The following is a 20,260-nucleotide window of genomic DNA, read 5'->3' as shown; positions in this document are numbered from 1 at the left end:
ACGTTGGTCTGGTCGATCTGATACACGGCCGCGTTCAGCATCAGGTTCCGGCCGGCCATCCGCTCGCGGCGCCCGGCTACGACGCGGGCGTGACGCTCGACGCGCTGGCCGCGCATCCGCTCGTGCTGCGCGAGGCGGGCTCCGCGGTGCGGCAGCTCGTCGAACGCGCGTTCGCGCATGGCGGCGCGCCGATGCGTGTCGCGTTCGAGATCGCGGGGGTCGAGGCGGTGAAGGAGGCCGTGCGCGCGGGGATGGGTGTCGGGTTCGTGTCCGCGATGTCGCTGCGTCACGAGGATGCGGCGCTCGTGCCGCGCTCGCTGGCGCCCGCGCCGCTCACGCGGCATTTCTCGATTCTCGTGCCGCATGGCGGCGCGCCGTCGCGGGTCGCCGCGCAATTCCTCGAAATGAGTCTCGCGCAGGACCTCGCATAGGCGCCGACACCGTGCCGGGAACGCGCGTTGCGCGCTGGCGGACGCGTATTCATGGGACAACCGGGCCTTAGGGATTTCCTCTATGGCGTGGGTCCGAAGCGAAGCGCACCATCCGTCTCAAGCGAATGGAACCGGTTCCATTCCGGTGAAAAAAGGGCAACATGGCAGACATCGTGATCGTGGCGAGCGCATTCGGGATGGACCGGGTGCGCCAAGAGGGCCACAGTGCATTCATCGCGACCGTGGCGGCATCCGGCGCGACCGGTTTCGAGGTGCGGCGCGAACTGTTCGCGTCGGACGACGATACGGCGCCCGGCGCGCTGGCCGCGCTCGGTGCGCAGATCGCCGACCACGGACTGTGGTCGGTCTATTCGACCCCCGACTCGCTGTATACCCAAACGGGTGCGCTCGACGTCGACGCCTTGCGCGATGCACTCGCGCAAGCCGACGCGCTCGGCGCGCGCTTCGTGAAATTCCAGCTCGGCGGCTTCGCCGGCGACGCGCATGCTGCCGAGATCGTCGCGCTGTCGCGCGGGGCGCGGGCTCGCGTGGTGGTCGAGAACGGCCAGCCCGAGATCGGAGGCGCGTTCGCGCAGTTCCGCGGGCTGTTCGACGCGCTCGCCGATGCCGGCCTGCCCGATGCGCTCGGGATGACCTTCGACATCGGCAACTGGCAGTGGCGCGGTGAAGCGCCCCTCGACTGCGCGCAGGTGCTCGCGCCGCACGTGGAATACATTCATTGCAAGACCATCGAAGGCGAGGGCGCGCGTCGTTTCGCCGTTGCGCCGGCGCCGAACGATCCGCTCGTGACCGGCGTGCTCGCGGCGCTGCCGCAGCACGCGCCGCGCGGCATCGAGTTCCCGTTCGACGCGGCCGACCTGGCGGGCGACGCCTGCCGGCGGGTCGCGTGGCTTGCATCCGCGTGACCGCAGCAGGATTCTGAGGAGTTCAGTCATGAAAGCAGCACTCGATGTCGTGACCTACGGCGAAGCGATGGCGATGTTCGTCGCGACGGAGCCCGGCCACCTCGCGCACGCCGGGCAATTCGCGAAGCGGATCGCCGGCGCCGACCTGAATGTCGCGATCGGCCTGTCACGGCTCGGTTTCCGGGTCGGCTGGATGAGCCGGGTCGGCCGCGATTCGTTCGGCCGCTACGTGCTCGACACGCTGGCGCGCGAGGGCATCGACGCGTCGTGCGTGACCGTCGACCCGCGCTACCCGACCGGTTTCCAGCTGAAGTCGCGCAACGACGATGGCAGCGATCCGACCGTCGAATATTTCCGCAAGGGTTCGGCGGCGAGCCACCTGTCGTGCGACGACTACGTGGCCGACTACGTGCTCGGCGCGCGCCACCTGCACCTGACCGGCGTCGCGCCGGCGATCTCGGCGACGTCGTGCGAACTCGCGTTCCGGCTCGCGCGCGAGATGCGTGCGGCCGGCAAGACGATCTCGTTCGACCCGAACCTACGCCCGACGCTGTGGCCGTCCGCCGACGTGATGGCGAAGACGCTGAATGCGCTCGCGACGCTCGCCGACTGGGTGCTGCCGGGCCTCGCCGAAGGGCGGCAACTCACCGGGCACGACAGGCCGGCCGACATCGCGGGGTTCTATCTCGCGCAGGGCGCGCGCGGCGTCGTGATCAAGCTCGGCGAGCAGGGCGCGTATTTCCGCACGGCCGACGGCCGCGAAGGCACGGTCGCCGGCGAGCGCGTCGACAAGGTCGTCGATACGGTCGGCGCCGGCGACGGCTTCGCGGTCGGCGTGGTCAGCGCGCTGCTCGAAGGGCGCAGCGTCGAGCAGGCGGTCGCACGCGGCAACCGGATCGGTGCGCTCGCGATCCAGGTGATCGGCGATTCGGAAGGATTGCCGACGCGCGACGCGCTCGACCGACTCGAAAAGGTCAGCAATCACGCCGATCGCTTAGAGGAAACCGTCACCGCGCAATGAGAGGCCGGACACGGCACAATCCGCGGATCCATTTCGTGCGCGACGCACAGTAGTTTTGTTCGAGGCCGGGCAGGCGCCAGCGCGCCCACTCCGGTCCATATACGGAGACACTCTCATGGCAGCCAATCTCGCAGCCCGTCGGTGGTGGACGATCATGCCGATCGTCTTCATCACCTACAGCCTCGCTTACCTCGATCGCGCGAACTACGGGTTCGCGGCGGCGGCCGGCATCAACCAGGATCTCGGCATCAGCAAGGGCCTGTCGTCGCTGATCGGCGCGCTGTTCTTCCTCGGCTACTTCTTCTTCCAGATTCCCGGCGCGATCTACGCGGAACGCCGCAGCGTGAAGAAGCTCGTGTTCGTCAGCCTCGTGCTGTGGGGCGGCTGCGCGGCGCTGACCGGCGTGGTCAGCAACATCCCGTCGCTGATGGCGATCCGCTTCGTGCTGGGCGTCGTCGAGGCGGCCGTGATGCCGGCGATGCTGATCTACATCAGCAACTGGTTCACGAAGAACGAGCGCTCGCGCGCGAACACGTTCCTGATCCTCGGCAACCCGGTCACCGTGCTGTGGATGTCGATCGTGTCGGGCTATCTCGTGCATGAATTCGGCTGGCGCCACATGTTCATCGCCGAAGGCGTGCCGGCCGTCATCTGGGCCGTGTGCTGGTGGTTCCTCGTGCAGGACAAGCCGGCCGATTCGCCGTGGTTGAGCGCGCAGGAAAAGCGCGACCTCGACGCCGCGCTCGCGGCCGAGCAGGCGGCGATCAAGCCCGTGCGCAACTATGGCGAGGCGTTCCGTTCGCCGGCCGTGATCAAGCTGTGCGCGCAGTATTTTTGCTGGAGCATCGGCGTGTACGGCTTCGTGCTGTGGCTGCCGTCGATCGTGAAGAACGGTTCCGATCTCGGGATGGTCGCGACCGGCTGGCTGTCCGCGCTGCCGTACCTCGCGGCGACGATCGCGATGCTCGCCGCTTCGTGGGCATCCGACAAGGTTGGCTCGCGCCGCGGCTTCGTGTGGCCGTTCCTGCTGGTCGGCGCGGCCGCGTTCGCCGCGTCGTATGCGCTCGGTTCGTCGCATTTCTGGATTTCGTACGCGCTGCTGGTCGTCGCGGGCGCCGCGATGTATGCGCCGTACGGCCCGTTCTTCGCGATCGTGCCGGAACTGCTGCCGAAGAACGTCGCCGGCGGCGCGATGGCGCTGATCAACAGCATGGGCGCGCTCGGCTCGTTCGTCGGCTCGTACTTCGTCGGCTATCTGAACGGTGCGACCGGGTCGCCCGTCGCGTCGTACGCATTCATGAGCGCCGCGCTCGTCGCCGCGGTGATCCTCACGCTGTCCGTCAAACCCCAGGCGCGCGATGCGCATCCGCTCGCGGCGCCGCTGCAAGGAAAATGAAACGATGAAGCCCCGTATCGTCGCGTACAAGCCGCTGCCCGATGACGTTCTCGCGTACCTGCGCGAGCATGCGGACGTCGTGCAGGCCGACGGCGCCGACGCGCTCGCCGCCGCGCTCGGCGACGCGGACGGCGCGATCGGCGCGAGCCTGAAGGTCACGCCGCAGATGCTCGATCGCGCGCCGCGGCTGAAGGCGTGGTCGACGATCTCGGTCGGCTACGACAACTTCGACGTCGCCGATTTCACGCGGCGCGGCATCGTGCTCGCGCATACGCCGGACGTGCTGACCGAGTCGACGGCCGATACGGTGTTTTCGCTGATCCTGGCCTCCGCGCGGCGCGTGGTCGAACTGGCCGAATGGGTGAAGGCCGGCAACTGGCATCGCAGCATCGGCCCGGACCTGTACGGCACCGACGTGCAGGGCAAGACGCTCGGCATCGTCGGGCTCGGGCGGATCGGCGGCGCGGTCGCGCGCCGCGCGGCGCTCGGCTTCCGGATGCAGGTGCTGTACGCGAACCGGTCCGCGCATGCCGAGGCTGAGACGCAGTACGGCGCGCGGCGCGTGACGCTCGACGCGTTGCTCGCGCAGTCCGATTTCGTGTGCCTGCAGGTGCCGCTGTCGCCCGACACGCGCCACCTGATCGGCGCACCCGAATTCGCGAAGATGAAACGCGGCGCGATCCTGATCAACGCGTCGCGCGGGCCCGTGGTCGACGAAGCCGCGCTGGTCGACGCGCTGCGCGCGGGGACGATCCGCGGCGCGGGGCTCGACGTGTTCGAGAAGGAGCCGCTGCCGGCGGATTCGCCGCTGCTGCGGATGAAGAACGTCGTCGCGCTGCCGCATATCGGCTCGGCGACGCACGAGACGCGCCATGCGATGGCGCGCTGCGCTGCGGAAAACCTCGTCGGCGCGCTGGCCGGCACGCTGCGCACGAATCTCGTCAATCCGGATGCGCTGGCGCACGCCTGAGCCGCCCGAGGCAACCGGCCGGCACGGTGCCGGCGCCGTTAGAGTCGATGATCTTGGTGCCGGAGGGCTGGCTGCGTTATGATCGCCCGCGCTCGTCGTATCGACGGCCGGCCACGCGGCCGGCGGCGTCGCGCGACGGGCATCCGCGCCAGCTCCGGTGCGGCCGACTGCCGTAGCACGCTGCTGGCGGGCGCGGCTCGACCGCGCGGCACCGGGCCAGCGCAGGCGCCGACGCGCCAGGACAGGGGAGGCCGCCGGTTGGCTTACGTTTCCAACAACAAAGGTCCGTCTGCTCACGAAGCGGCGCGGATCGTACGTCGCGAGGCACGACAGTGACCGATACGCAACCTTCCACGACGCGTCCGGCGACGATCAGCGACGTCGCGCGCGAGGCCGGCACGGGCAAGACCAGCGTTTCGCGCTACCTGAACGGCGAGACGCACGTGCTGTCCGTCGATCTGCGCCAGCGGATCGAGGCGGCCATCGCGCGCCTCAACTACCGGCCGAACCAGATGGCGCGCGGGCTCAAGCGCGGCCGCAACCGGCTGCTCGGCATGCTCGCGGCCGACCTGACCAATCCTTACACCGTCGAAGTGCTGCAGGGCGTCGAGGCCGCGTGCCATGCGCTCGGCTACATGCCGCTCATCTGTCACGCGGCGAACGAAGTCGAGATGGAGCGCCGCTTCCTGCAACTGCTCACGACCTACCGCGTCGAAGGGCTGATCGTCAACGCGCTCGGCGCGGAGGAAGACGTGCTGCGCCCGCTGCGCGGCGCCGGCATTCCGGCGGTGCTCGTCGACCGCACGGTCGAGGGCTTCGAGGCCGACCTGATCGGCCTCGACAATACCGACGCGATCGAGACGGCGCTCGCGCACCTGATCGAGCACGGTTTCGACGCGATCCACTTCGTCGTGCAGCCGTTCGAGCAGGTCAGCTCGCGGCGCGTGCGCGAGGCCGCGTTCCGCGCGGCGCTGGCCGCACGCGGGCTGCCGGTGCCGCCGACGGTCGTGCTCGACCTGAACGAACCCGACGCGGCCGCGGCGGCGCTCGCCGACGTCGATGCCCGCATCGACGACGCGGCCCGGCGCGGCGTGCGCGCGGCGCTGTTCGCCGCGAACGCGCCGGTCGCGCTGGCGATCGCGCGCCACCTGCGCGCGCGCTTCGGCGCCGCATGGCAGCAAAAGGCGGCGCTGCTGTCGATCGACGATCCGGAATGGGCCGAGCTGATCGGCATCACGACGATCCGTCAGCCGACCTACGAAATCGGCTACAAGGCCGTCGAATTCGTGCACGAGCGGATCGACGGCGCGGCGGGCGACGTGCGCGTCGCGATGCTGCCCGGCGAGTTGATTGCGCGCGCGTCGACCGCAAGCTGAGTATCATTCGGGGCACGCGGCGTGTCAGGTGCGCTGCTTCGAACCAAGGAAATACATGACTGTCGCTCCCGTCACGCTGGCCGCGCTGATCGCCGCCACGCTGATCATCGCGCTGCTGCCGCTCGTCCTCTACCGCATCCTGCGCAAGCCGCTTGCGCTCAACCGCCGCGACACGATCGTCGGCGTCACCGTCTTCACGCTGTTCGCGATGATCCTCGAGCGCGCGTTCCACGGGCTCGTGCTGAGCCACACGCCCGAGGACGGCTGGCTGACGCAGCCGCTCGCGTTCGTCGCGTACAGCGCGCTCGCGACGGCCGTATTCGAGGAAGTCGGCCGCTATGTCGGGATGCGTTTTCTGGACCGCCGCTATGGCGCATCGGCCGGCGACGGTCGCGGGATCGGCTACGGCATCGGCCACGGCGGCGCCGAAGCGTGGTTCGTCGGCGTGCTCGTATGGGGCCAGTGGTCGTATCTCGCGTGGCTCGCGAGCCGCGGCCAGCTCGAGACGCAGTTGTCCGACCTGCCGGTCGACACCGTGGTGCGGCTGCACATGATGCTCGCGACGCTGTCGGCCCAGTCGATCCTGCTGTTGCTGCTGGAGCGCTGCGCGGCGTTCGCGGTGCAACTGGCGCTGTCGGTGCTGGTGTGGCGCGGCGTACGGGCCGGCCGGATGGCCGTGTTGCCGCTCGCGATCGTGCTGCATGCGCTCGCGGCGACGCCGACGCTGCTGTACCAGGTGCGCGTGCTGCCGGCCGCGTGGGTCGAGGCCGCGTATGTCGTGCTGGTCGCGATCCTGGTGGTCGCGCTGGTGAAGGCGTGCCGGCCGTCGCGTGCGGCGGCCTGACGGGAGAGCGCAATGGACGACTATCTGATCGAATGCCAGAGCGCGGAATTCGACGCGCTCGCGCGCGTGATCTGCGATCTCTTTCCGGAGCAGACGCGCTTCGCCGAAAGCAGCGACGAACGCGGGCGCTTCCTGTCCGTGCACTGGCTGGCGATGCGGTTCGGCGCGACGCCGAAGCGGATGACGCTCGACATCCGGATCGTGCCGGCCGCGCTCGCGCGCTACCTGGCGCTCAAGCCGATGCAGCGCGCGCGCAGCCATGCGGTACTGCATGCGTATACGGAAGCGATGCTCGGCTCGCTCGAAGAGCGGCACGCGGCCGGCGAGGCCGTCGAGCGCGACGCGGAACTCGAACTCGACGAAGACTTTGCGTGAGCCGTGGCGCCGGCCTCGGCCGGCGCGGTGCGTCACGCGTTACGCGTCGCGGTAGACCTGCGCGAAGCGCTGCGCCTGCACGACGCCGTAGTCGCCGGGCGCGTATTGCATCACCCAGTCGCCGGCGGCGCCGCGCAGCGTGTCGCCGTTTTCCGAGCGGGCGATCGTAAACGCCTCGTCCATCCGGCGCGCGAGCACGACGGCCGGCCGGTTGCGGTAGGCGCCCGGCGTGCCGTGCGCGAGTGCCGAATCGGCGGGCAGGTATTTGGCGTCGAAGCGCGCGCGCGACACGACCCAGCGGTCGCCGGTCGAGCCGGTGATCAGCGCGTCGCCCGCGACATAACGGTTCGGGCCTTCGAGGCTCATCAGTTCGCCGTCGGCGTCCGCGAAGGATACGGCGACGGTTTCGTCCTTGACGACGCGACGAGCCTGCGGATCGGTACGCAGATCGAGTTGCTTGAGTTCGAGCATGGCGGGGAAGGGCGGGAAAGCGGGAAAAGCCGGGAGCTTATCCCGAATTCGGTGCGCCGTGTGACGCGCCGGTCGCCGATCGTCGATAGCGGCGCGGCGCCGTTCGGCCCGGGCGGGCCGGCACGGCGCCGGCGGGAAGGGTCAGGGCTGCGCGGGTGCGCTTGCGGCCGGCGCGGCGGCTGCCTTGCCGTCCTTGCCCTTCGTCTTGCCCTTGCCGCGGTGCTCGCCGCCGTGGTGCAGCCAGCTGCGGAACGTCGTGTCGGCCAGCGCCTTCTGCTCGGCCGGGAAGCTCTCGTACAGCGGCGCGAACGCGTCGGCGAGCTTCTTCGTGCCATCGGCGTTCGCCTGCGACAGTTCCGCGTACTGCTTCATGTCGTCGAGCGCGGACACGTCGTGCTTGGCCATCCGTTCGCCGTAGAGGCGGGCCATCGTTGCGCCGTTATCGCGCATCGTGTCGGCGAACGTCTTCCATTGCGGTTCCTGCGCCGATGTGATCTTCAACTGGTCGTGCAGGTACTTGATGCGCTGCTCGATGCGCGCTTCGTGGCGGGCCGCGCGCTGCTCGGCGCTCGGGGCCGACGCCGCGGCCGTCGTGGCCGGTGCCTGGGCGGGCGCTTGCGGCTGCGCCGGGGTCTGCGCGAATGCGCTGGCTGCAACGACGAGCGTAGCGAGGGTGAGCGAGATTTTCTTCATGGTTGGCTCTCCGGGGTGGTGTCTGGCGAGCGGACGCGGCGGCCATTGCCGCCGACGCACCTCTCGCGTCGCCCGCTATTAGTAGCACGTTGCATGCAGCGCGGTAGTGAATGCGACACTTGCTTACATCCGATACGAATCGAAATCGAAGCTGCGAATCCGGCCGTGCCGGTTGGGCGCGCCGGCGTTCGGCGCTATCATCGCGTCACTTTCCACTCCGCCGGCACATGCGTACCGGCCCAGCGTCATGCGCCCACCCCGCCTCGACCAACTCGACGATCTCGACCGGCAACTCGTCGCGCTGCTGCAAGCCGATGCGCGCGCCAGCGTCGCCGATCTCGCGCGCCAGCTCGACGTCGCGCGCACGACGGTCGTCGCGCGCATCGCGCGGCTCGAACGCACGAACGTGATCGCCGGGTACAGCGTGCGGCTCGGGCAGGACGTGCTGGACGCCAGCATCTACGCGTACGTCGGCATCATCCTCACGCCGAAATTCGGCAAGGACGTCTTGCGCAAGCTCGACCGGATGCCGGAAGTCCAGCTGCTGTGCGCGGTGAGCGGCGAGTACGACTACGTCGCGTGGCTGCGCGCCGATTCGCCGGAACGGCTCAACGACCTGCTCGACCAGATCGGCACGCTCGAAGGCGTCGAGCGCACGACGACGTCGATCATCCTGTCGCGCAAGATCGACCGCGGGACGATCGGCGGCTGAGCCGTTGCATGTAGCACCGCACATGACGGACGGCGCAAGCGCGGCGCCGGTTTCGTTGCGTCACGGGTGTCTGGATTAACGGCGGGTAGATGCCCGCCCGCCTTCGTATCGGCATTCGCTGTCCCTCATGATCGGCACGAGTGCCGATCGCCATCCTGCCGCGCACTTCGCGCGCTTCTCTCGCGACTCTCCTTTCCGTATTCGGCTTCGACCGGCGTGTCGCACGTGACGCATGCGCAGTTCGTGTGTCGGGAGCCATGCCGTGCGTCCTCGTCTTCGTCGTTGCAACGCGCCACCGCCAACGGCCGGTTTGCGACAGCGCCTTGACGCGATTTTTAGATGAAATGGTCGTTTCGACCAAAGGTATCGTCATAACGTCGAATTTATCGGTCGTTTCGCATCATTCTTCGTCTTGGAACTGATTTTGAGCGTCCCTAAACTGTGTTCATGGCTCGACGCCGTACACCAACACGAAACCCATCATCAGGAGATAAGCGCATGAAAATCGCCATCGTCGGCGCAGGTCTGATCGGCCACACCATTGCTCACATGCTGCGCGAAACGGGCGACTACGAAGTCGTCGCGTTCGACCGCGATGCGGATGCGCTCGCGAAGCTGTCGCGCGAAGGCATCGCGACGCAACGGGTCGATTCGGCCGACGCGAATGCGATCCGCGAAGCAGTGAAGGGCTTCGATGCGCTCGTCAACGCGCTGCCTTACTACCTCGCGGTCAACGTGGCCGCCGCCGCGAAGGCGGCCGGCGTTCACTACTTCGACCTGACCGAAGACGTGCGCGCCACCCATGCGATCCGCGAACTGGCCGACGGCTCCGACCGCGCGTTCATGCCGCAGTGCGGCCTCGCGCCGGGCTTCATCGGCATCGCCGCGCACGAACTCGTGAACGGCTTCAGCGAAGTGCGCGACGTGAAGATGCGCGTCGGCGCGCTGCCCGAATATCCGACCAACGCGCTGAAGTACAACCTGACGTGGAGCGTCGACGGCCTGATCAACGAATACTGCCAGCCGTGCGAAGCGATCCGCGACGGCCGCAAGCAATGGGTGCAGCCGCTCGAAGGCCTCGAGCACTTCTCGCTCGACGGCACCGAATACGAAGCGTTCAACACGTCGGGCGGCCTGGGCACGCTGTGCGAGACGCTGTCGGGCAAGGTCGAGACGCTCGACTACAAGTCGGTGCGCTATCCGGGCCACCGCGAGCTCGTCCAGTTCCTGCTGGAAGACCTGCGCCTGTCGACCGATCGCGACACGCTGAAGTCGATCATGCGCCGCGCGGTGCCGTCGACGAAGCAGGACGTCGTGCTCGTGTTCGTCACGGTGACGGGCGTGAAGGACGGCCAGCTGGTGCAGGACGTGTTCACCCGCAAGATCTTCGCGAAGGACGTGTGCGGGATGCACATGAGCGCGATCCAGATCACGACGGCCGGCGCGATGTGCGCGGTGCTGGATCTGTTCCGCGAAAAGAAGCTGCCGCAGAGCGGTTTCATCCCGCAAGAGAAGGTGTCGCTGAAGGCGTTCCTGTCGAACCGCTTCGGCAAGCTGTACGAAGGCGGCACGATGGAGCGCGTGCACGCGGTCGCCTGACCGTCATTCCAAGACCATTCGCCAGTCACTGGCACGAGGGCCGTACGACGCCGGGAGCGCAGCAGCGCTTCCGGCGTTGTTTTTTGCGGGAAGGGAAAGGGCGCCGGGCGGCGCGATCAGGCCGGCAGCGGCGGGACGATCGTTGCCGGTTGCGGCGGCGGCACGATGCGAGACAGCAGCGCGTCGAGGTCCGCGTCGGACGGCGCGGTGTTGTCGAACATCACGATGCCGTCGCATTCGTGGCCGGTCGGCACGAAGCGGCGCTGCCGGTATTCGTCCCAGTGCGCGAGCTTGTACGCGTCGTTCGGGTTGGCGCGCGCGACGATCCGCTGGTGCGCGACGTCTTCCGATGTGTGGACCCACACGACCGTCAGCGTGACGTCCGGCGCGATGCCGAGCCACGTGCGATCGAGGATGCGCCGGTCGCGCACTTCACGCGACAGCGGGCCGACGACGAGCGCACCGATGCCGAGCGAGAGATTGTCGCGGGCCGTGTCGAGCAGGCCCTGGTATTCGGGATCGCGAAGATGTTTCAGGTAGAGCGGGCTGTCACGGTCGTTCGGATCGTCCGTGAGCGCGCCCATCGCGGCCGCGCTGTAGCGGCCGTACAGCGTGTCCTTGTCGAGCAGGCAGAACGCTTCGCCGGTCGCGCGCATCAGCGGCCCGATGAGCCGCTTCGCGAGCGTGGTCTTGCCGGTGCCGGCGTGACCGCAGAAGAACACCAGGTGCGTCACGAATGCCCGCTCCCCGACCGCCGGCCCGACGTATCGCCGCGCTGGTCGCCGCGCGAGAATACTTCCGCTTCCAGCCACATCGCGTTGATGATGCCGAAGCCGAGCGCCACGCCGATGCCGAGTATCCACGAGAAATACCACATAGGTCTGTCTCCTTGACGGTTGGGCCGCACGGCCATTGTGCATCGCGCAACGCAGGCCCGGCGGGCCTGTAGAAGTGCCTCGACGCGCATGCTGCGGCGCACGCAGCCCGATCATGACCAATATCGGCGTGCCGCGCAAGCCGGGCCGTTCATGCAGCAAACCGGTAAACTGATGCGCAAACCGCAACGTCACGAATACCATGCTGATCAACTGTGCTGCTTACCAGGACGGCCGCAAGCTGGCCGATATCGACATCGACGCCATCAGCGATTACGTGTCGAAGCCCGAATGCTTCGTGTGGGTCGCGCTGAAGGACCCGACGCCCGAGGAAATCGACCTGATGGGCGAGGAGTTCGGCTTGCACGAGCTGGCGCTCGAGGATGCCCGCAAAGGCCATCAGCGGCCGAAGATCGAGGAATACGGCGATTCGCTGTTCGCGGTGCTGCACACGGTCGAACTCGACGAGGACGACGAATTCAAGGTCGGCGAATTGAACGTATTCGTCGGCCCGAATTACGTGCTGTCGATCCGCAACCATACCGAGCACGATTTCCGCGACGTGCGCAAGCGTTGCGAGCGCGAGCCGCACTTGTTGCGGGAGGGTTCGGCGTTCGTGTTCTACGCGTTGATGGATCAGGTCGTCGACCGGTATTTCCCGATCCTCGAAACGCTCGGAGCGGAACTCGAGGAGCTCGAGGACCGCATCTTCGCGAAGGCGACGCCGGCGTCGTCGCGCGCGATCATCGAGGATCTCTATTCTCTGAAGCGCCGGCTCGTGCTGCTGTACCAGCACACGGCACCGCTGATGGAGCCGCTCGCGAAGCTCACCGGCGGGCGCGTGCCGCAGGTGTGCAGCGGGATGGCGGCTTACTTCCGCGACGTGTATGACCATCTGCAGCGGATCGTGAAGACGATCGAAGGGCGGCGCGAGATGGTCGTCACGGCGATCCAGGTCAACCTCGGGATGATTTCGCTCGCGGAGAACGAGGTGACCAAGCGGCTCGGCTCGTTCGCCGCGCTGTTCGCGATACCGACGATGATCGCCGGCATCTACGGGATGAACTTCGCGAACATGCCCGAGCTGCACCTGAAATACGGGTTCTACGGCTGCATCGCGGTGATGGCCATCGCCGACCTCGCGCTGTGGTGGCGTTTCAAGCGGGCGGGGTGGCTGTAGCCAGGCCTTACGCCGGACGCGGCGCGTGCTTGCCGACCACGACGCGCCACGGCCGCACGCGCCACGATTTCACGAGGCCGTTCTGCACGTACGGATCGGCGCGCGCGAACGATTCGGCCGCTTCTGGCGAATCGCCTTCGAACACGAGCACCGCCTGATCGGCCGGGTCCGCCAGCGCGCCGGCGAGCACCAGTTCGCCGCGTTCGGTCGCGGCCTGCGCGAGCGCCAGATGTTCCGCACGGAACGGCTCGCGCCGCGACAGGTAATCGTCGACGAGTTCGTAGATCAACTGGTAATGCATGATTGCTCCGGGAGTCGGTTTCCGCCGCGGGAGGTGGCGGCCGGCTCAGTATAGGACATCGGGAAAGCCGTTGGCGGCGCGGGTTTGCCGGCGTAATGGCGAGCGTTCGCGAGTTCGCTCTTTGAACGACGCCATCGCCGATGGCATCTCGTTGCCTCTCTTCAAACGCAACTAACGGTCTAGTATTTCGACATTGGCCAATTGTCGGGCTCCTTCACGTTTGTTTAGCCCCTGCGCCTCATTCGTCTACACGAAATGAGGGCTGCCAAGCGTATTCCGGGGCCGGATTTCGCATGCCGGCGAGGGCGGACGAACGGCTTGAAAGCGACCGGGGCGGCTGCCGGGGCCATGGGGAAGGGGGCTGCGCGAGGGCATTTCCATTGGGCCGGAATGCGACCTATGCTGAACGAATCCGGAGCGAACGCCGTTCGCCCTATTCGTCCGATTCGCCCAGACGAGGTGCGCCATGCCGGTCTCAGCCACCCTGCAGGATTGCCTGCGCCAGAAGTCATCGCGGTACGAAGTCGTGTACCACCCCTATAGTCATACGAGCATGGAGACGGCCGCCGCCGCGCATATTCCCGGCGATCGTCTCGCGAAAACCGTGCTTCTCGAGGACGCCGAAGGCTACGTCGCCGCCGTATTGCCGACGACGCACGCCGTGCGCCTGTCGGATCTCTGGGTGAAGACGGGGCGCCATCTCGTGCTCGCCCGGGAGGTCGAGTTGCGCGAGCTGTTCAAGGATTGCGACATGGGCGCGCTGCCGCCGGTCTGCATGGCGTACGGGATGAAGACGTTTCTCGAGGAACACCTCGCGCAGCAGCCGGAAGTCTATTTCGAGGCCGGCGATCATCAAGCGCTGATTCACATGATGCAGGACGAATTCCTGATGCTGATGGAGACGGCCGAGCGCGCGCATTTCTCGCACCGGATGCAGGGGATGATGCTGTCCTGAGCGATGCGGGTCGTGTGTCGATGAAGCATGCGCGGGCATTTTCCCGCCGGGCTCGGTGAGGTGGGGATGCCCGTGCGTGCAGAGGGCGGGCAACGAATTCCCGTGGCTCCGACTTTATCCGTCGTCGGAAGATACGTTCGTTATGCAGATCATTGTGAGAATTGGATCGTTGGAGAAGGCTTCCATATTTTGATTTGCAATCCTATTAAAAGTAACGAAGATCGACCGTACGGATATCGCCTGAACAGGACGCCGCCTGCATGAAAGCGGTCAATCGGCTTCCATCCATGCATCGGACAATGAGTGCATCCGGCATTGCTCATTCCGGAGTGCACCGATTCGGTGTGCTGGCACTAAATTGGTGATTATTTGGGATGGGCACTGAATTAGTGCGATAACCATACAAACCAATTACTGAATTAATGGAAAATGGTTGGCGAAGCTTACTAACTCGTTATTCGAGTAAGGCCTCCAAACTTTGTATTCAAGTATCAAATAAAGTTTGACGCCCGGATTTTTTCCTTGCTATCTTCTGCACCCAAGACGAACGGCCTGGCTGACATCAGCGTGTAACGAAGATCCAATCGTCATACGAGAAATGTGCCTGTGTCGACGCAGCTGACAATTGCCTGACCACGCTGGTGCGGGATAGACGCCGGATAGGGCGGCTATCCCGTTGCGGTTGAAACGATTCCTTGAAATTGAATAAACGGGATCCGAAATCGATGCTTTCAATTCGGATTGCCAATTGAATTAAAAATGAAATTTCGAGTTGAGGCGGAGACGGAACCGACCCGGTTCCGGCGCCGGCCATCATCGCGAAACTGGGCGATTCGCTTGGGGGAAGGATAGTGGGCATGAAAGTCGAAGAGCATCTGGTTGCTTCGAACAGCGGTCTGGCCACGCTGGGCCGTCCGCGGGAATTCGGCAAGAAGCAGCAGAATCCGGTGCGCCGTTTCGGCGGCATCGCAGTCGTCCTCCTGTTGCATGCAGTGCTGATCTACGCATTGCTCAATGGCCTCGCGACCAAGGTCGTGCAGGTGATCCAGCATCCGATCGAAACCCGCATCATCGAGCCGGTGAAGCCGCCGCCGCCCCCGCCGATGCCGGTCGTCAAGCTTCCGCCGCCGAAGTTCGCGCCGCCGCCGCCGCCGTTCGTGCCGCCGCCCGAAGTGCCGGTGCAGGCACCCCCGCAGCAGGCGACCATCACGCACCAGTCGGCACCGGTGCCGTCCGCGCCGGCCGTGCAGGCGCCGGTCGTCGCACCGCCCGCGCCGGCCAAGCCGGTCAGTCACGAAGTGGGTGTCGTCTGCCCGAATTCGGACTCGATGCGCGCGTCGATGCAGTACCCGAAGGAAGCGCAGGAAAACAACATCACGGGTGACGTGACGATCGAGTTCGTCGTGGATGCGGAAGGGAACATCACGAACGAACGCGTGGCCCAGTCGGCCGACCCCGTGCTCGATCGTGCGGCCTACAACACCGTGAAGCGGTTCAAATGCGTGGCGCAAGGCCAGGCGGTACGGGTGCAGGTGCCGTTCTCGTTCAACCTGAATTGATGCAGTGGGCGGTCCGGCGGGAGCCGGACCGGTGAAAACCGGCTTGAACCTAAATCGTAAGTTCAACGAAAGAATTGGAGTGGGGTATGACGAAGCGTTCTCTGGCCGCGCTGGCGGCAAGCCTGTTGATGTCCGTCGCCGCAATCGACGGGCTCGTTGCACCGCAACTCGCTTACGCGCAAGCGAGCGGAACCGCGGCGACATCCGACGCGTCGACGCAGGCCGCGGCGCCGACGCAGGCGCCCGCTGCCGCCGAGCCGGCCCCGCCGCCGGCGCCGGCCACGACCGAAGCGGTCGAGAATCCGTACGGGCTCGGGGCGCTCTGGAAGAACGGCGACTTCGTCGCGCGCTTCGTGCTGATCCTGCTCGTGATCATGTCGATGGGCAGCTGGTACATCATGATCTCGAAGTTCGTCGAACAGTTGCGGGCGAACCGCCGCGCGAAACTCGCCGACGCGCAGCTCTGGAGCGCGCCGTCGCTGGCCGAGGGCGCGAAGCTGCTCGACGAGGCGTCGCCGTTCCGCTTCATCGCCGAAACGGCGATCGAGGCGGGCGAGCATCACGACGAGGCGCTGCTCGAAGCCGTGGACCGCAACACGTGGATCGACGTGTCCGTCGAGCGCTCGATCACGAACGTGTCGAACCGCATGCAGGACGGGCTCGCGTTCCTCGCGACGGTCGGCTCGACCGCGCCGTTCGTCGGGCTGTTCGGCACGGTCTGGGGGATCTATCACGCGCTGACGGCGATCGGGATCGCGGGCCAGGCGTCGATCGACAAGGTCGCGGGCCCGGTGGGCGAGGCGCTCATCATGACGGCGATCGGCCTGGCGGTCGCGGTGCCGGCCGTACTCGGCTACAACTTCCTGGTCCGGCGCAACAAGTCGGTGATGGAGCGGGTCCGCAACTTCGGCGCCCAGCTGCATACCGTGCTGCTGGCCGGCAGCAAGCGTCCCGCTCGCGTGCCGTCGCCCGCCGCGTCGCTCGTGAACTGACCGGCCGACGGAGGCGCGCGATGGGCATGAACGTCGGGCAGGACGAAAGCGACGAGGTGATCGCGAACATCAACACGACGCCGCTCGTCGACGTGATGCTGGTGTTGCTGATCATCTTCCTGATCACGATTCCGGTCGTCACGCACACGATCCAGCTGCAGTTGCCGAAGGAGGTCGTGCAGCCGCTGCAGACCACGCCGAAGAGCGTCGAGATCGCGGTGAACCGCGACGGCGATTTCTTCTGGGGCGAGCAATTGGTGGACGCAGCGACGTTGCTCGCGAAGCTGAAGGGCGTGTCGCAACAGCAGCCGCAACCGAGCGTGCACGTGCGGGGCGACCAGAACACGCGCTACGAGTTCATCGGCAGGGTCATCACGATGTGCGAGCGGGCGGGTATCGCGAAGGTGTCGTTCATCACGGAACCGCCGGCGCGGGGTGGTTAGCGTTGCATGGGAGCGGCACACGCGCCGGTTCTGATTGATGGCGAAGCATGGGATCTGAGTAAGCACTAAAGCGCTAACTCAGATCGACCGCTATGCATGGGACCAGAGTAAGCGCTAAAGCGCCAACTCTGGTCGACCGCGAAGCATGGGATCTGAGTAAGCGCTAAAGCGCTAACTCAGATCGACAGGAGCAGACGATGGGAATGAACGTGCCTTCGGGCGGGAGCAGCAGCGAGCCGGACGTGATGGTCGACATCAACACCACGCCGCTGATCGACGTGATGCTGGTGCTGCTGATCATGTTGATCATCACGATCCCGATCCAGATGCATTCGGTGAAGATGGACCTGCCGGTGGGGAACCCACCGCCGCCCGCGACACAGCCGGAAGTCGTGCAGATCGACATCGACTTCGACGGCACGACGACGTGGAACGGCACGCCGGTACCAGATCGCGCGGCGCTCGAGGCGAAGCTGACACAGGTCGCGCACGAGCCTGTGCAGGCGGAGATCCATCTGCGGCCGAACAAGCTGGCGCCATACAAGGACGTGGCGGCCGTCCTGGCGTCCGCGCAGCGCGTGGGCGCGACGAAGATCGGCCTGATCGGCAACGAACAGTTCATGCAATGACGGGACAGGCCAACCGATGAACCAGCGACGATGGAAACGGATGGTGGCGCTGACGGCGCTCGGTGCGGCCTGCGCGCTCGGCCGGCCGGCGTGGGCAGCCGACGCGTTGCGGCCCGATGTGGCGAAGCCGCTGGCGGCGGCGCAGGACCTGTATCGCGCCCACAAGTATCGCGACGCGCTCGGCAAGATCGCGCAGGCGGCCGCCGTGCCGAATCGCACGCCGTATGAAACCTACATGGTGGAGGCGACGCGCGGCGCGGCGGCGATGGCGGCTGGCGATACGGGCGTGGCCGCGCAGGCCTACGAAACCGTCCTGAACTCGGGGCGCCTGTCGGGCGAGGACGAGCAGCGGACGACGGCGGCGCTCGCGGGGATCTACTTCCAGCAGAAGAACTATCCGCAGGCGATCCGCGTCGCGCAGCGCTACCTGAAGGCGGGCGGCACGGACCCGGAAATGCGCACGCTGCTTACGCAGTCGTATTACCTGTCGAACGATTGCGGCCAGGTCGTGAGCCAGTTGAAGGCCAGCGCGGACGCACAGGTGAAGGCCGGCCACGCGCCGGACGAAGGGCAGTTGCAGATGCTGGCGACCTGCGCGCAAAAGAGCAAGGATGCCGGCGCCTATCGCAGCGCGCTCGCCATGCTGGTGGCTTATCACCCGAGCCCCGCGTACTGGGAGGAAATGGTCTCGGCGATTCGCGGCAGCCCCGGTTACCTGTCGTCGCTCGACCTCGACATCTACCGGTTGCGCCGGGTGACGGGCTCGCTGACGACGGCAGACGCCTATATGGAGATGACGCAGCTCGCGCTGGTGGCGGGCACGCCGGCCGAAGGCCGGCAGGTGATCGACCAGGGGTTCGCGTCCGGCGTGCTGGGCAAGGATGCGCAGGTGGACCGCGAGAAACGGCTGCGGGCGCTGGCCGACAAGCGCGCACAGTCAGGCGCGGACGCTGCCGATCCGGTGGCGCCGATCGACGCGGGCATGAATCTGGTGTTCGCGGGCCACGCGGCGCAGGGGCTGTCGATGATGGAGCAGGCGATCGCGAAGGGCGGGCTCGAGCATCCCGATGCGGCGCGGTTGCGGCTCGGCGAGGCGTACTACGTGGCCGGCCAGAAGGCGCACGCGGTCCAGGTGCTGCGGACGGTGAAGGGCGCCGACGGATCGGGGGATCTGGCGAAGCTCTGGACGGTCGTGGCGACGCGGTAACGACGGAGGGGGAAGCAGGCGCGCGATGCGGGATGGGCGCCGTGCCGCATACACGTGGTATTGCGGCTACTTGAAGACGGGGAAGTCTGTCTGGGCGAAGAAAAGGGGCAGTCTTGTTAATTAGTAAACCGAATGAAATGAACGTGCATCGCGCGACCACGAAGCCGGAATCCCGCTTCGCGGCACGTGCGACGTGCGCCCGGCGGCGAAGGGGAGCAGAGTGTTGCGCCGTGGCGGCAGCCTCATGGCATTGGGGAAGGCCTGCCGACATCAAACCGATTTCGACTGAGAGGGTCCGTTCTTCCATGGTCTTGCCTCCCGATGAATCGGTGCTCGTCGCGGTTTCGCTCGGCAACAAGATCCGCGCGCTTCGGCAGCGGCTGAAACTCACGCTCGACGAAGCGGCCACGACGGCAGGGATCTCGAAGCCGTTCCTGTCCCAAGTCGAGCGTGGGCGCGCGACGCCGTCGATCACGTCGCTGGTGAGAATCGCGAAGGCGCTCGGTGTGACGATGCAATACTTCATCGACACGCCAACCGAGGCGCGCTCGGTGTGCCGCGGCGACGCATTGCAGTATTTCCAGTTCGCGAACTCAGCCAGTTCCTTTGCCCGGCTGACGAATCTCGTGGACGGTCGCAAGCTCGATGCGATTCTCGTCAGGATACCGGCGGGGCAGCCGCCGTCGGAAGTGACGACGCATGCCGGGGAGGAGTTTCTCTACGTGATGCGCGGAAAGGTCGTGCTCACGCTGGAGGATTGCACGTTCATGCTGGGTGCGGGCGACACCGCGCACTACGAGTCGACGACGCCGCATGCGTGGCAGAACACAGACGACGAAGAGGCGGTGATCGTATGGGTCGGTACGCCGCGGCTGTTCTAGCCCGTCGGACCGGAATCATTCGAAACAGAAAGCAAGCGGTTTTCTCGACGTAAGTAATCAGTATTACAAATTAAAAAAATACGAAAGGACCATGCGGCGTCTGCGTTGCGCGGTCGATCCGTTCGGATCGCGGTAGTTGGCAGGTCGGAAATGGCGGGCTCCGGCACACGGGTGCTCCGCAAGCGCGGCGGAATTCACAAGATTGGACGCGCAGCGGGTGGGGTCTTACTGACGAGCGAGAGGGAACAAGATGAAGCAGAGAGCACTAGCGTTGGCCATCAAACGAATAGTCTGGGCGGAACTGGCACTCACCGCGACGCTGGCGGTGCCGGCCTTCGCACAGAGCCAGCCGGCGCCTGGCGCCGTCGCCGTGGCGGATGCGGTCGCGACCAGCGCGCCTGCGGCCGCGACCGTCGCGCAGGCG

The 20,260-nt window shown here is 66.4% G+C and carries 23 protein-coding genes; 18 read left to right on the top strand and 5 right to left on the bottom strand.

What is annotated here, in order from left to right:
• The 8 genes from H3O04_RS22575 to H3O04_RS22540 all read left to right on the top strand — a co-directional run.
• Positions 1-431, top strand: a 431-nt coding sequence (locus H3O04_RS22575; RefSeq protein ID WP_237666386.1) for a LysR substrate-binding domain-containing protein, incomplete at its 5' end; no start/stop codon positions are given.
• Positions 432-592: 161 nt separating this feature from the next.
• Positions 593-1,357, top strand: coding sequence for a sugar phosphate isomerase/epimerase family protein (locus H3O04_RS22570; protein WP_202588479.1), 765 nt, complete (start codon positions 593-595; stop codon positions 1,355-1,357).
• Between the two features lie 28 nt (positions 1,358-1,385).
• A complete protein-coding gene (locus H3O04_RS22565) occupies positions 1,386-2,378 on the top strand; it encodes a sugar kinase (protein ID WP_011549754.1) in 993 nt (330 codons plus the stop codon).
• A gap of 115 nt (positions 2,379-2,493) precedes the next feature.
• Positions 2,494-3,774 (top strand): MFS transporter, encoded by a 1,281-nt coding sequence (locus H3O04_RS22560; protein WP_006475964.1) that lies wholly within the window; start codon positions 2,494-2,496, stop codon positions 3,772-3,774.
• Positions 3,775-3,778: 4 nt separating this feature from the next.
• Positions 3,779-4,744 carry an NAD(P)-dependent oxidoreductase gene (locus H3O04_RS22555; protein WP_053526733.1) on the top strand — a complete coding sequence of 322 codons (966 nt, stop codon included), beginning with the start codon at positions 3,779-3,781 and terminating at the stop codon, positions 4,742-4,744.
• Between the two features lie 332 nt (positions 4,745-5,076).
• On the top strand, positions 5,077-6,120 hold the full coding sequence (locus H3O04_RS22550; protein WP_053526504.1) for a LacI family DNA-binding transcriptional regulator: 1,044 nt from the start codon (positions 5,077-5,079) through the stop codon (positions 6,118-6,120).
• A gap of 55 nt (positions 6,121-6,175) precedes the next feature.
• Positions 6,176-6,964 carry a YhfC family intramembrane metalloprotease gene (locus H3O04_RS22545; protein WP_124677671.1) on the top strand — a complete coding sequence of 263 codons (789 nt, stop codon included), beginning with the start codon at positions 6,176-6,178 and terminating at the stop codon, positions 6,962-6,964.
• Between the two features lie 12 nt (positions 6,965-6,976).
• Entirely contained in the window at positions 6,977-7,339 is a 363-nt protein-coding gene (locus tag H3O04_RS22540) for a DUF3022 domain-containing protein (RefSeq protein ID WP_006475968.1), read from the top strand.
• A gap of 39 nt (positions 7,340-7,378) precedes the next feature.
• Here H3O04_RS22540 and H3O04_RS22535 read toward each other — a convergent pair whose 3' ends face one another.
• Positions 7,379-7,810, bottom strand: coding sequence for a PGDYG domain-containing protein (locus tag H3O04_RS22535; RefSeq protein WP_202588478.1), 432 nt, complete (start codon positions 7,808-7,810; stop codon positions 7,379-7,381).
• A 141-nt stretch (positions 7,811-7,951) separates the two neighbouring features.
• Complete coding sequence (locus tag H3O04_RS22530; protein ID WP_202588477.1) at positions 7,952-8,503, bottom strand: Spy/CpxP family protein refolding chaperone; 552 nt, start codon at positions 8,501-8,503, stop codon at positions 7,952-7,954.
• 247 nt (positions 8,504-8,750) lie between these two features.
• Here H3O04_RS22530 and H3O04_RS22525 point away from each other — a divergent pair, with 247 nt between their 5' ends.
• Positions 8,751-9,215, top strand: coding sequence for an Lrp/AsnC family transcriptional regulator (locus tag H3O04_RS22525; protein WP_006481526.1), 465 nt, complete (start codon positions 8,751-8,753; stop codon positions 9,213-9,215).
• 498 nt (positions 9,216-9,713) lie between these two features.
• Complete coding sequence (locus H3O04_RS22520; protein WP_034181371.1) at positions 9,714-10,814, top strand: saccharopine dehydrogenase family protein; 1,101 nt, start codon at positions 9,714-9,716, stop codon at positions 10,812-10,814.
• A gap of 116 nt (positions 10,815-10,930) precedes the next feature.
• Here the strand turns inward: H3O04_RS22520 and H3O04_RS22515 are convergent, their stop codons facing one another.
• Positions 10,931-11,548 (bottom strand): AAA family ATPase, encoded by a 618-nt coding sequence (locus tag H3O04_RS22515; RefSeq protein WP_011694291.1) that lies wholly within the window; start codon positions 11,546-11,548, stop codon positions 10,931-10,933.
• Entirely contained in the window at positions 11,545-11,691 is a 147-nt protein-coding gene (cydX, locus tag H3O04_RS22510; RefSeq protein ID WP_124477817.1) for a cytochrome bd-I oxidase subunit CydX, read from the bottom strand. The genes H3O04_RS22515 and cydX overlap by 4 nt, the downstream gene beginning before the upstream one ends.
• Before the next feature lie 200 nt (positions 11,692-11,891).
• Here cydX and corA point away from each other — a divergent pair, with 200 nt between their 5' ends.
• Complete coding sequence (gene corA / locus H3O04_RS22505) at positions 11,892-12,869, top strand: magnesium/cobalt transporter CorA (protein ID WP_006475972.1); 978 nt, start codon at positions 11,892-11,894, stop codon at positions 12,867-12,869.
• 7 nt (positions 12,870-12,876) lie between these two features.
• Here corA and H3O04_RS22500 read toward each other — a convergent pair whose 3' ends face one another.
• Positions 12,877-13,170, bottom strand: a complete 294-nt coding sequence (locus H3O04_RS22500) for a YciI-like protein (RefSeq protein WP_006475974.1) — start codon at positions 13,168-13,170, stop codon at positions 12,877-12,879.
• Positions 13,171-13,636: 466 nt separating this feature from the next.
• Between H3O04_RS22500 and H3O04_RS22495 the strand changes: the two genes are divergently transcribed.
• From H3O04_RS22495 to H3O04_RS22465, 7 genes are all read left to right on the top strand, one after another.
• Positions 13,637-14,125: an aminoacyl-tRNA deacylase gene (locus H3O04_RS22495; RefSeq protein ID WP_006475975.1), complete on the top strand. Its 489-nt coding sequence runs from the start codon at positions 13,637-13,639 to the stop codon at positions 14,123-14,125.
• An 857-nt stretch (positions 14,126-14,982) separates the two neighbouring features.
• Positions 14,983-15,684 carry an energy transducer TonB gene (locus H3O04_RS22490; RefSeq protein WP_006481523.1) on the top strand — a complete coding sequence of 234 codons (702 nt, stop codon included), beginning with the start codon at positions 14,983-14,985 and terminating at the stop codon, positions 15,682-15,684.
• An 86-nt stretch (positions 15,685-15,770) separates the two neighbouring features.
• A complete protein-coding gene (locus H3O04_RS22485; protein ID WP_006475977.1) occupies positions 15,771-16,676 on the top strand; it encodes a MotA/TolQ/ExbB proton channel family protein in 906 nt (301 codons plus the stop codon).
• Between the two features lie 20 nt (positions 16,677-16,696).
• Entirely contained in the window at positions 16,697-17,119 is a 423-nt protein-coding gene (locus H3O04_RS22480) for an ExbD/TolR family protein (RefSeq protein ID WP_006475978.1), read from the top strand.
• Between the two features lie 197 nt (positions 17,120-17,316).
• A complete protein-coding gene (locus H3O04_RS22475) occupies positions 17,317-17,748 on the top strand; it encodes an ExbD/TolR family protein (RefSeq protein ID WP_006475979.1) in 432 nt (143 codons plus the stop codon).
• Positions 17,749-17,764: 16 nt separating this feature from the next.
• The gene (locus H3O04_RS22470; protein WP_202588476.1) at positions 17,765-18,955 is read left to right on the top strand and encodes a tetratricopeptide repeat protein; all 1,191 of its coding nucleotides are present in this window, start codon (positions 17,765-17,767) and stop codon (positions 18,953-18,955) included.
• A gap of 305 nt (positions 18,956-19,260) precedes the next feature.
• Positions 19,261-19,836, top strand: a complete 576-nt coding sequence (locus H3O04_RS22465; protein ID WP_124591976.1) for a helix-turn-helix domain-containing protein — start codon at positions 19,261-19,263, stop codon at positions 19,834-19,836.
• Positions 19,837-20,260 lie beyond the last annotated feature (424 nt).

This window comes from Burkholderia sp. KCJ3K979 (assembly GCF_016759955.1).
GTDB classification, from domain to species: Bacteria; Pseudomonadota; Gammaproteobacteria; order Burkholderiales; family Burkholderiaceae; genus Burkholderia; species Burkholderia orbicola.
This window is presented reverse-complemented; position numbering and strand designations above follow the sequence as displayed.

Coding starts and splice junctions, on each gene's coding strand:
- H3O04_RS22495 (WP_006475975.1), top strand. CDS start 13,637: ATGCCGGTCTCAGCCACCCTGCAGGATTGCCTGCGCCAGAAGTCATCG.
- H3O04_RS22475 (WP_006475979.1), top strand. CDS start 17,317: ATGGGAATGAACGTGCCTTCGGGCGGGAGCAGCAGCGAGCCGGACGTG.
- H3O04_RS22490 (WP_006481523.1), top strand. CDS start 14,983: ATGAAAGTCGAAGAGCATCTGGTTGCTTCGAACAGCGGTCTGGCCACG.
- H3O04_RS22470 (WP_202588476.1), top strand. CDS start 17,765: ATGAACCAGCGACGATGGAAACGGATGGTGGCGCTGACGGCGCTCGGT.
- H3O04_RS22545 (WP_124677671.1), top strand. CDS start 6,176: ATGACTGTCGCTCCCGTCACGCTGGCCGCGCTGATCGCCGCCACGCTG.
- H3O04_RS22465 (WP_124591976.1), top strand. CDS start 19,261: ATGGTCTTGCCTCCCGATGAATCGGTGCTCGTCGCGGTTTCGCTCGGC.
- H3O04_RS22480 (WP_006475978.1), top strand. CDS start 16,697: ATGGGCATGAACGTCGGGCAGGACGAAAGCGACGAGGTGATCGCGAAC.
- corA (WP_006475972.1), top strand. CDS start 11,892: ATGCTGATCAACTGTGCTGCTTACCAGGACGGCCGCAAGCTGGCCGAT.
- H3O04_RS22570 (WP_202588479.1), top strand. CDS start 593: ATGGCAGACATCGTGATCGTGGCGAGCGCATTCGGGATGGACCGGGTG.
- H3O04_RS22540 (WP_006475968.1), top strand. CDS start 6,977: ATGGACGACTATCTGATCGAATGCCAGAGCGCGGAATTCGACGCGCTC.
- H3O04_RS22530 (WP_202588477.1), bottom strand. CDS start 8,503: ATGAAGAAAATCTCGCTCACCCTCGCTACGCTCGTCGTTGCAGCCAGC.
- H3O04_RS22525 (WP_006481526.1), top strand. CDS start 8,751: ATGCGCCCACCCCGCCTCGACCAACTCGACGATCTCGACCGGCAACTC.
- H3O04_RS22520 (WP_034181371.1), top strand. CDS start 9,714: ATGAAAATCGCCATCGTCGGCGCAGGTCTGATCGGCCACACCATTGCT.
- cydX (WP_124477817.1), bottom strand. CDS start 11,691: ATGTGGTATTTCTCGTGGATACTCGGCATCGGCGTGGCGCTCGGCTTC.
- H3O04_RS22500 (WP_006475974.1), bottom strand. CDS start 13,170: ATGCATTACCAGTTGATCTACGAACTCGTCGACGATTACCTGTCGCGG.
- H3O04_RS22485 (WP_006475977.1), top strand. CDS start 15,771: ATGACGAAGCGTTCTCTGGCCGCGCTGGCGGCAAGCCTGTTGATGTCC.
- H3O04_RS22565 (WP_011549754.1), top strand. CDS start 1,386: ATGAAAGCAGCACTCGATGTCGTGACCTACGGCGAAGCGATGGCGATG.
- H3O04_RS22535 (WP_202588478.1), bottom strand. CDS start 7,810: ATGCTCGAACTCAAGCAACTCGATCTGCGTACCGATCCGCAGGCTCGT.
- H3O04_RS22560 (WP_006475964.1), top strand. CDS start 2,494: ATGGCAGCCAATCTCGCAGCCCGTCGGTGGTGGACGATCATGCCGATC.
- H3O04_RS22555 (WP_053526733.1), top strand. CDS start 3,779: ATGAAGCCCCGTATCGTCGCGTACAAGCCGCTGCCCGATGACGTTCTC.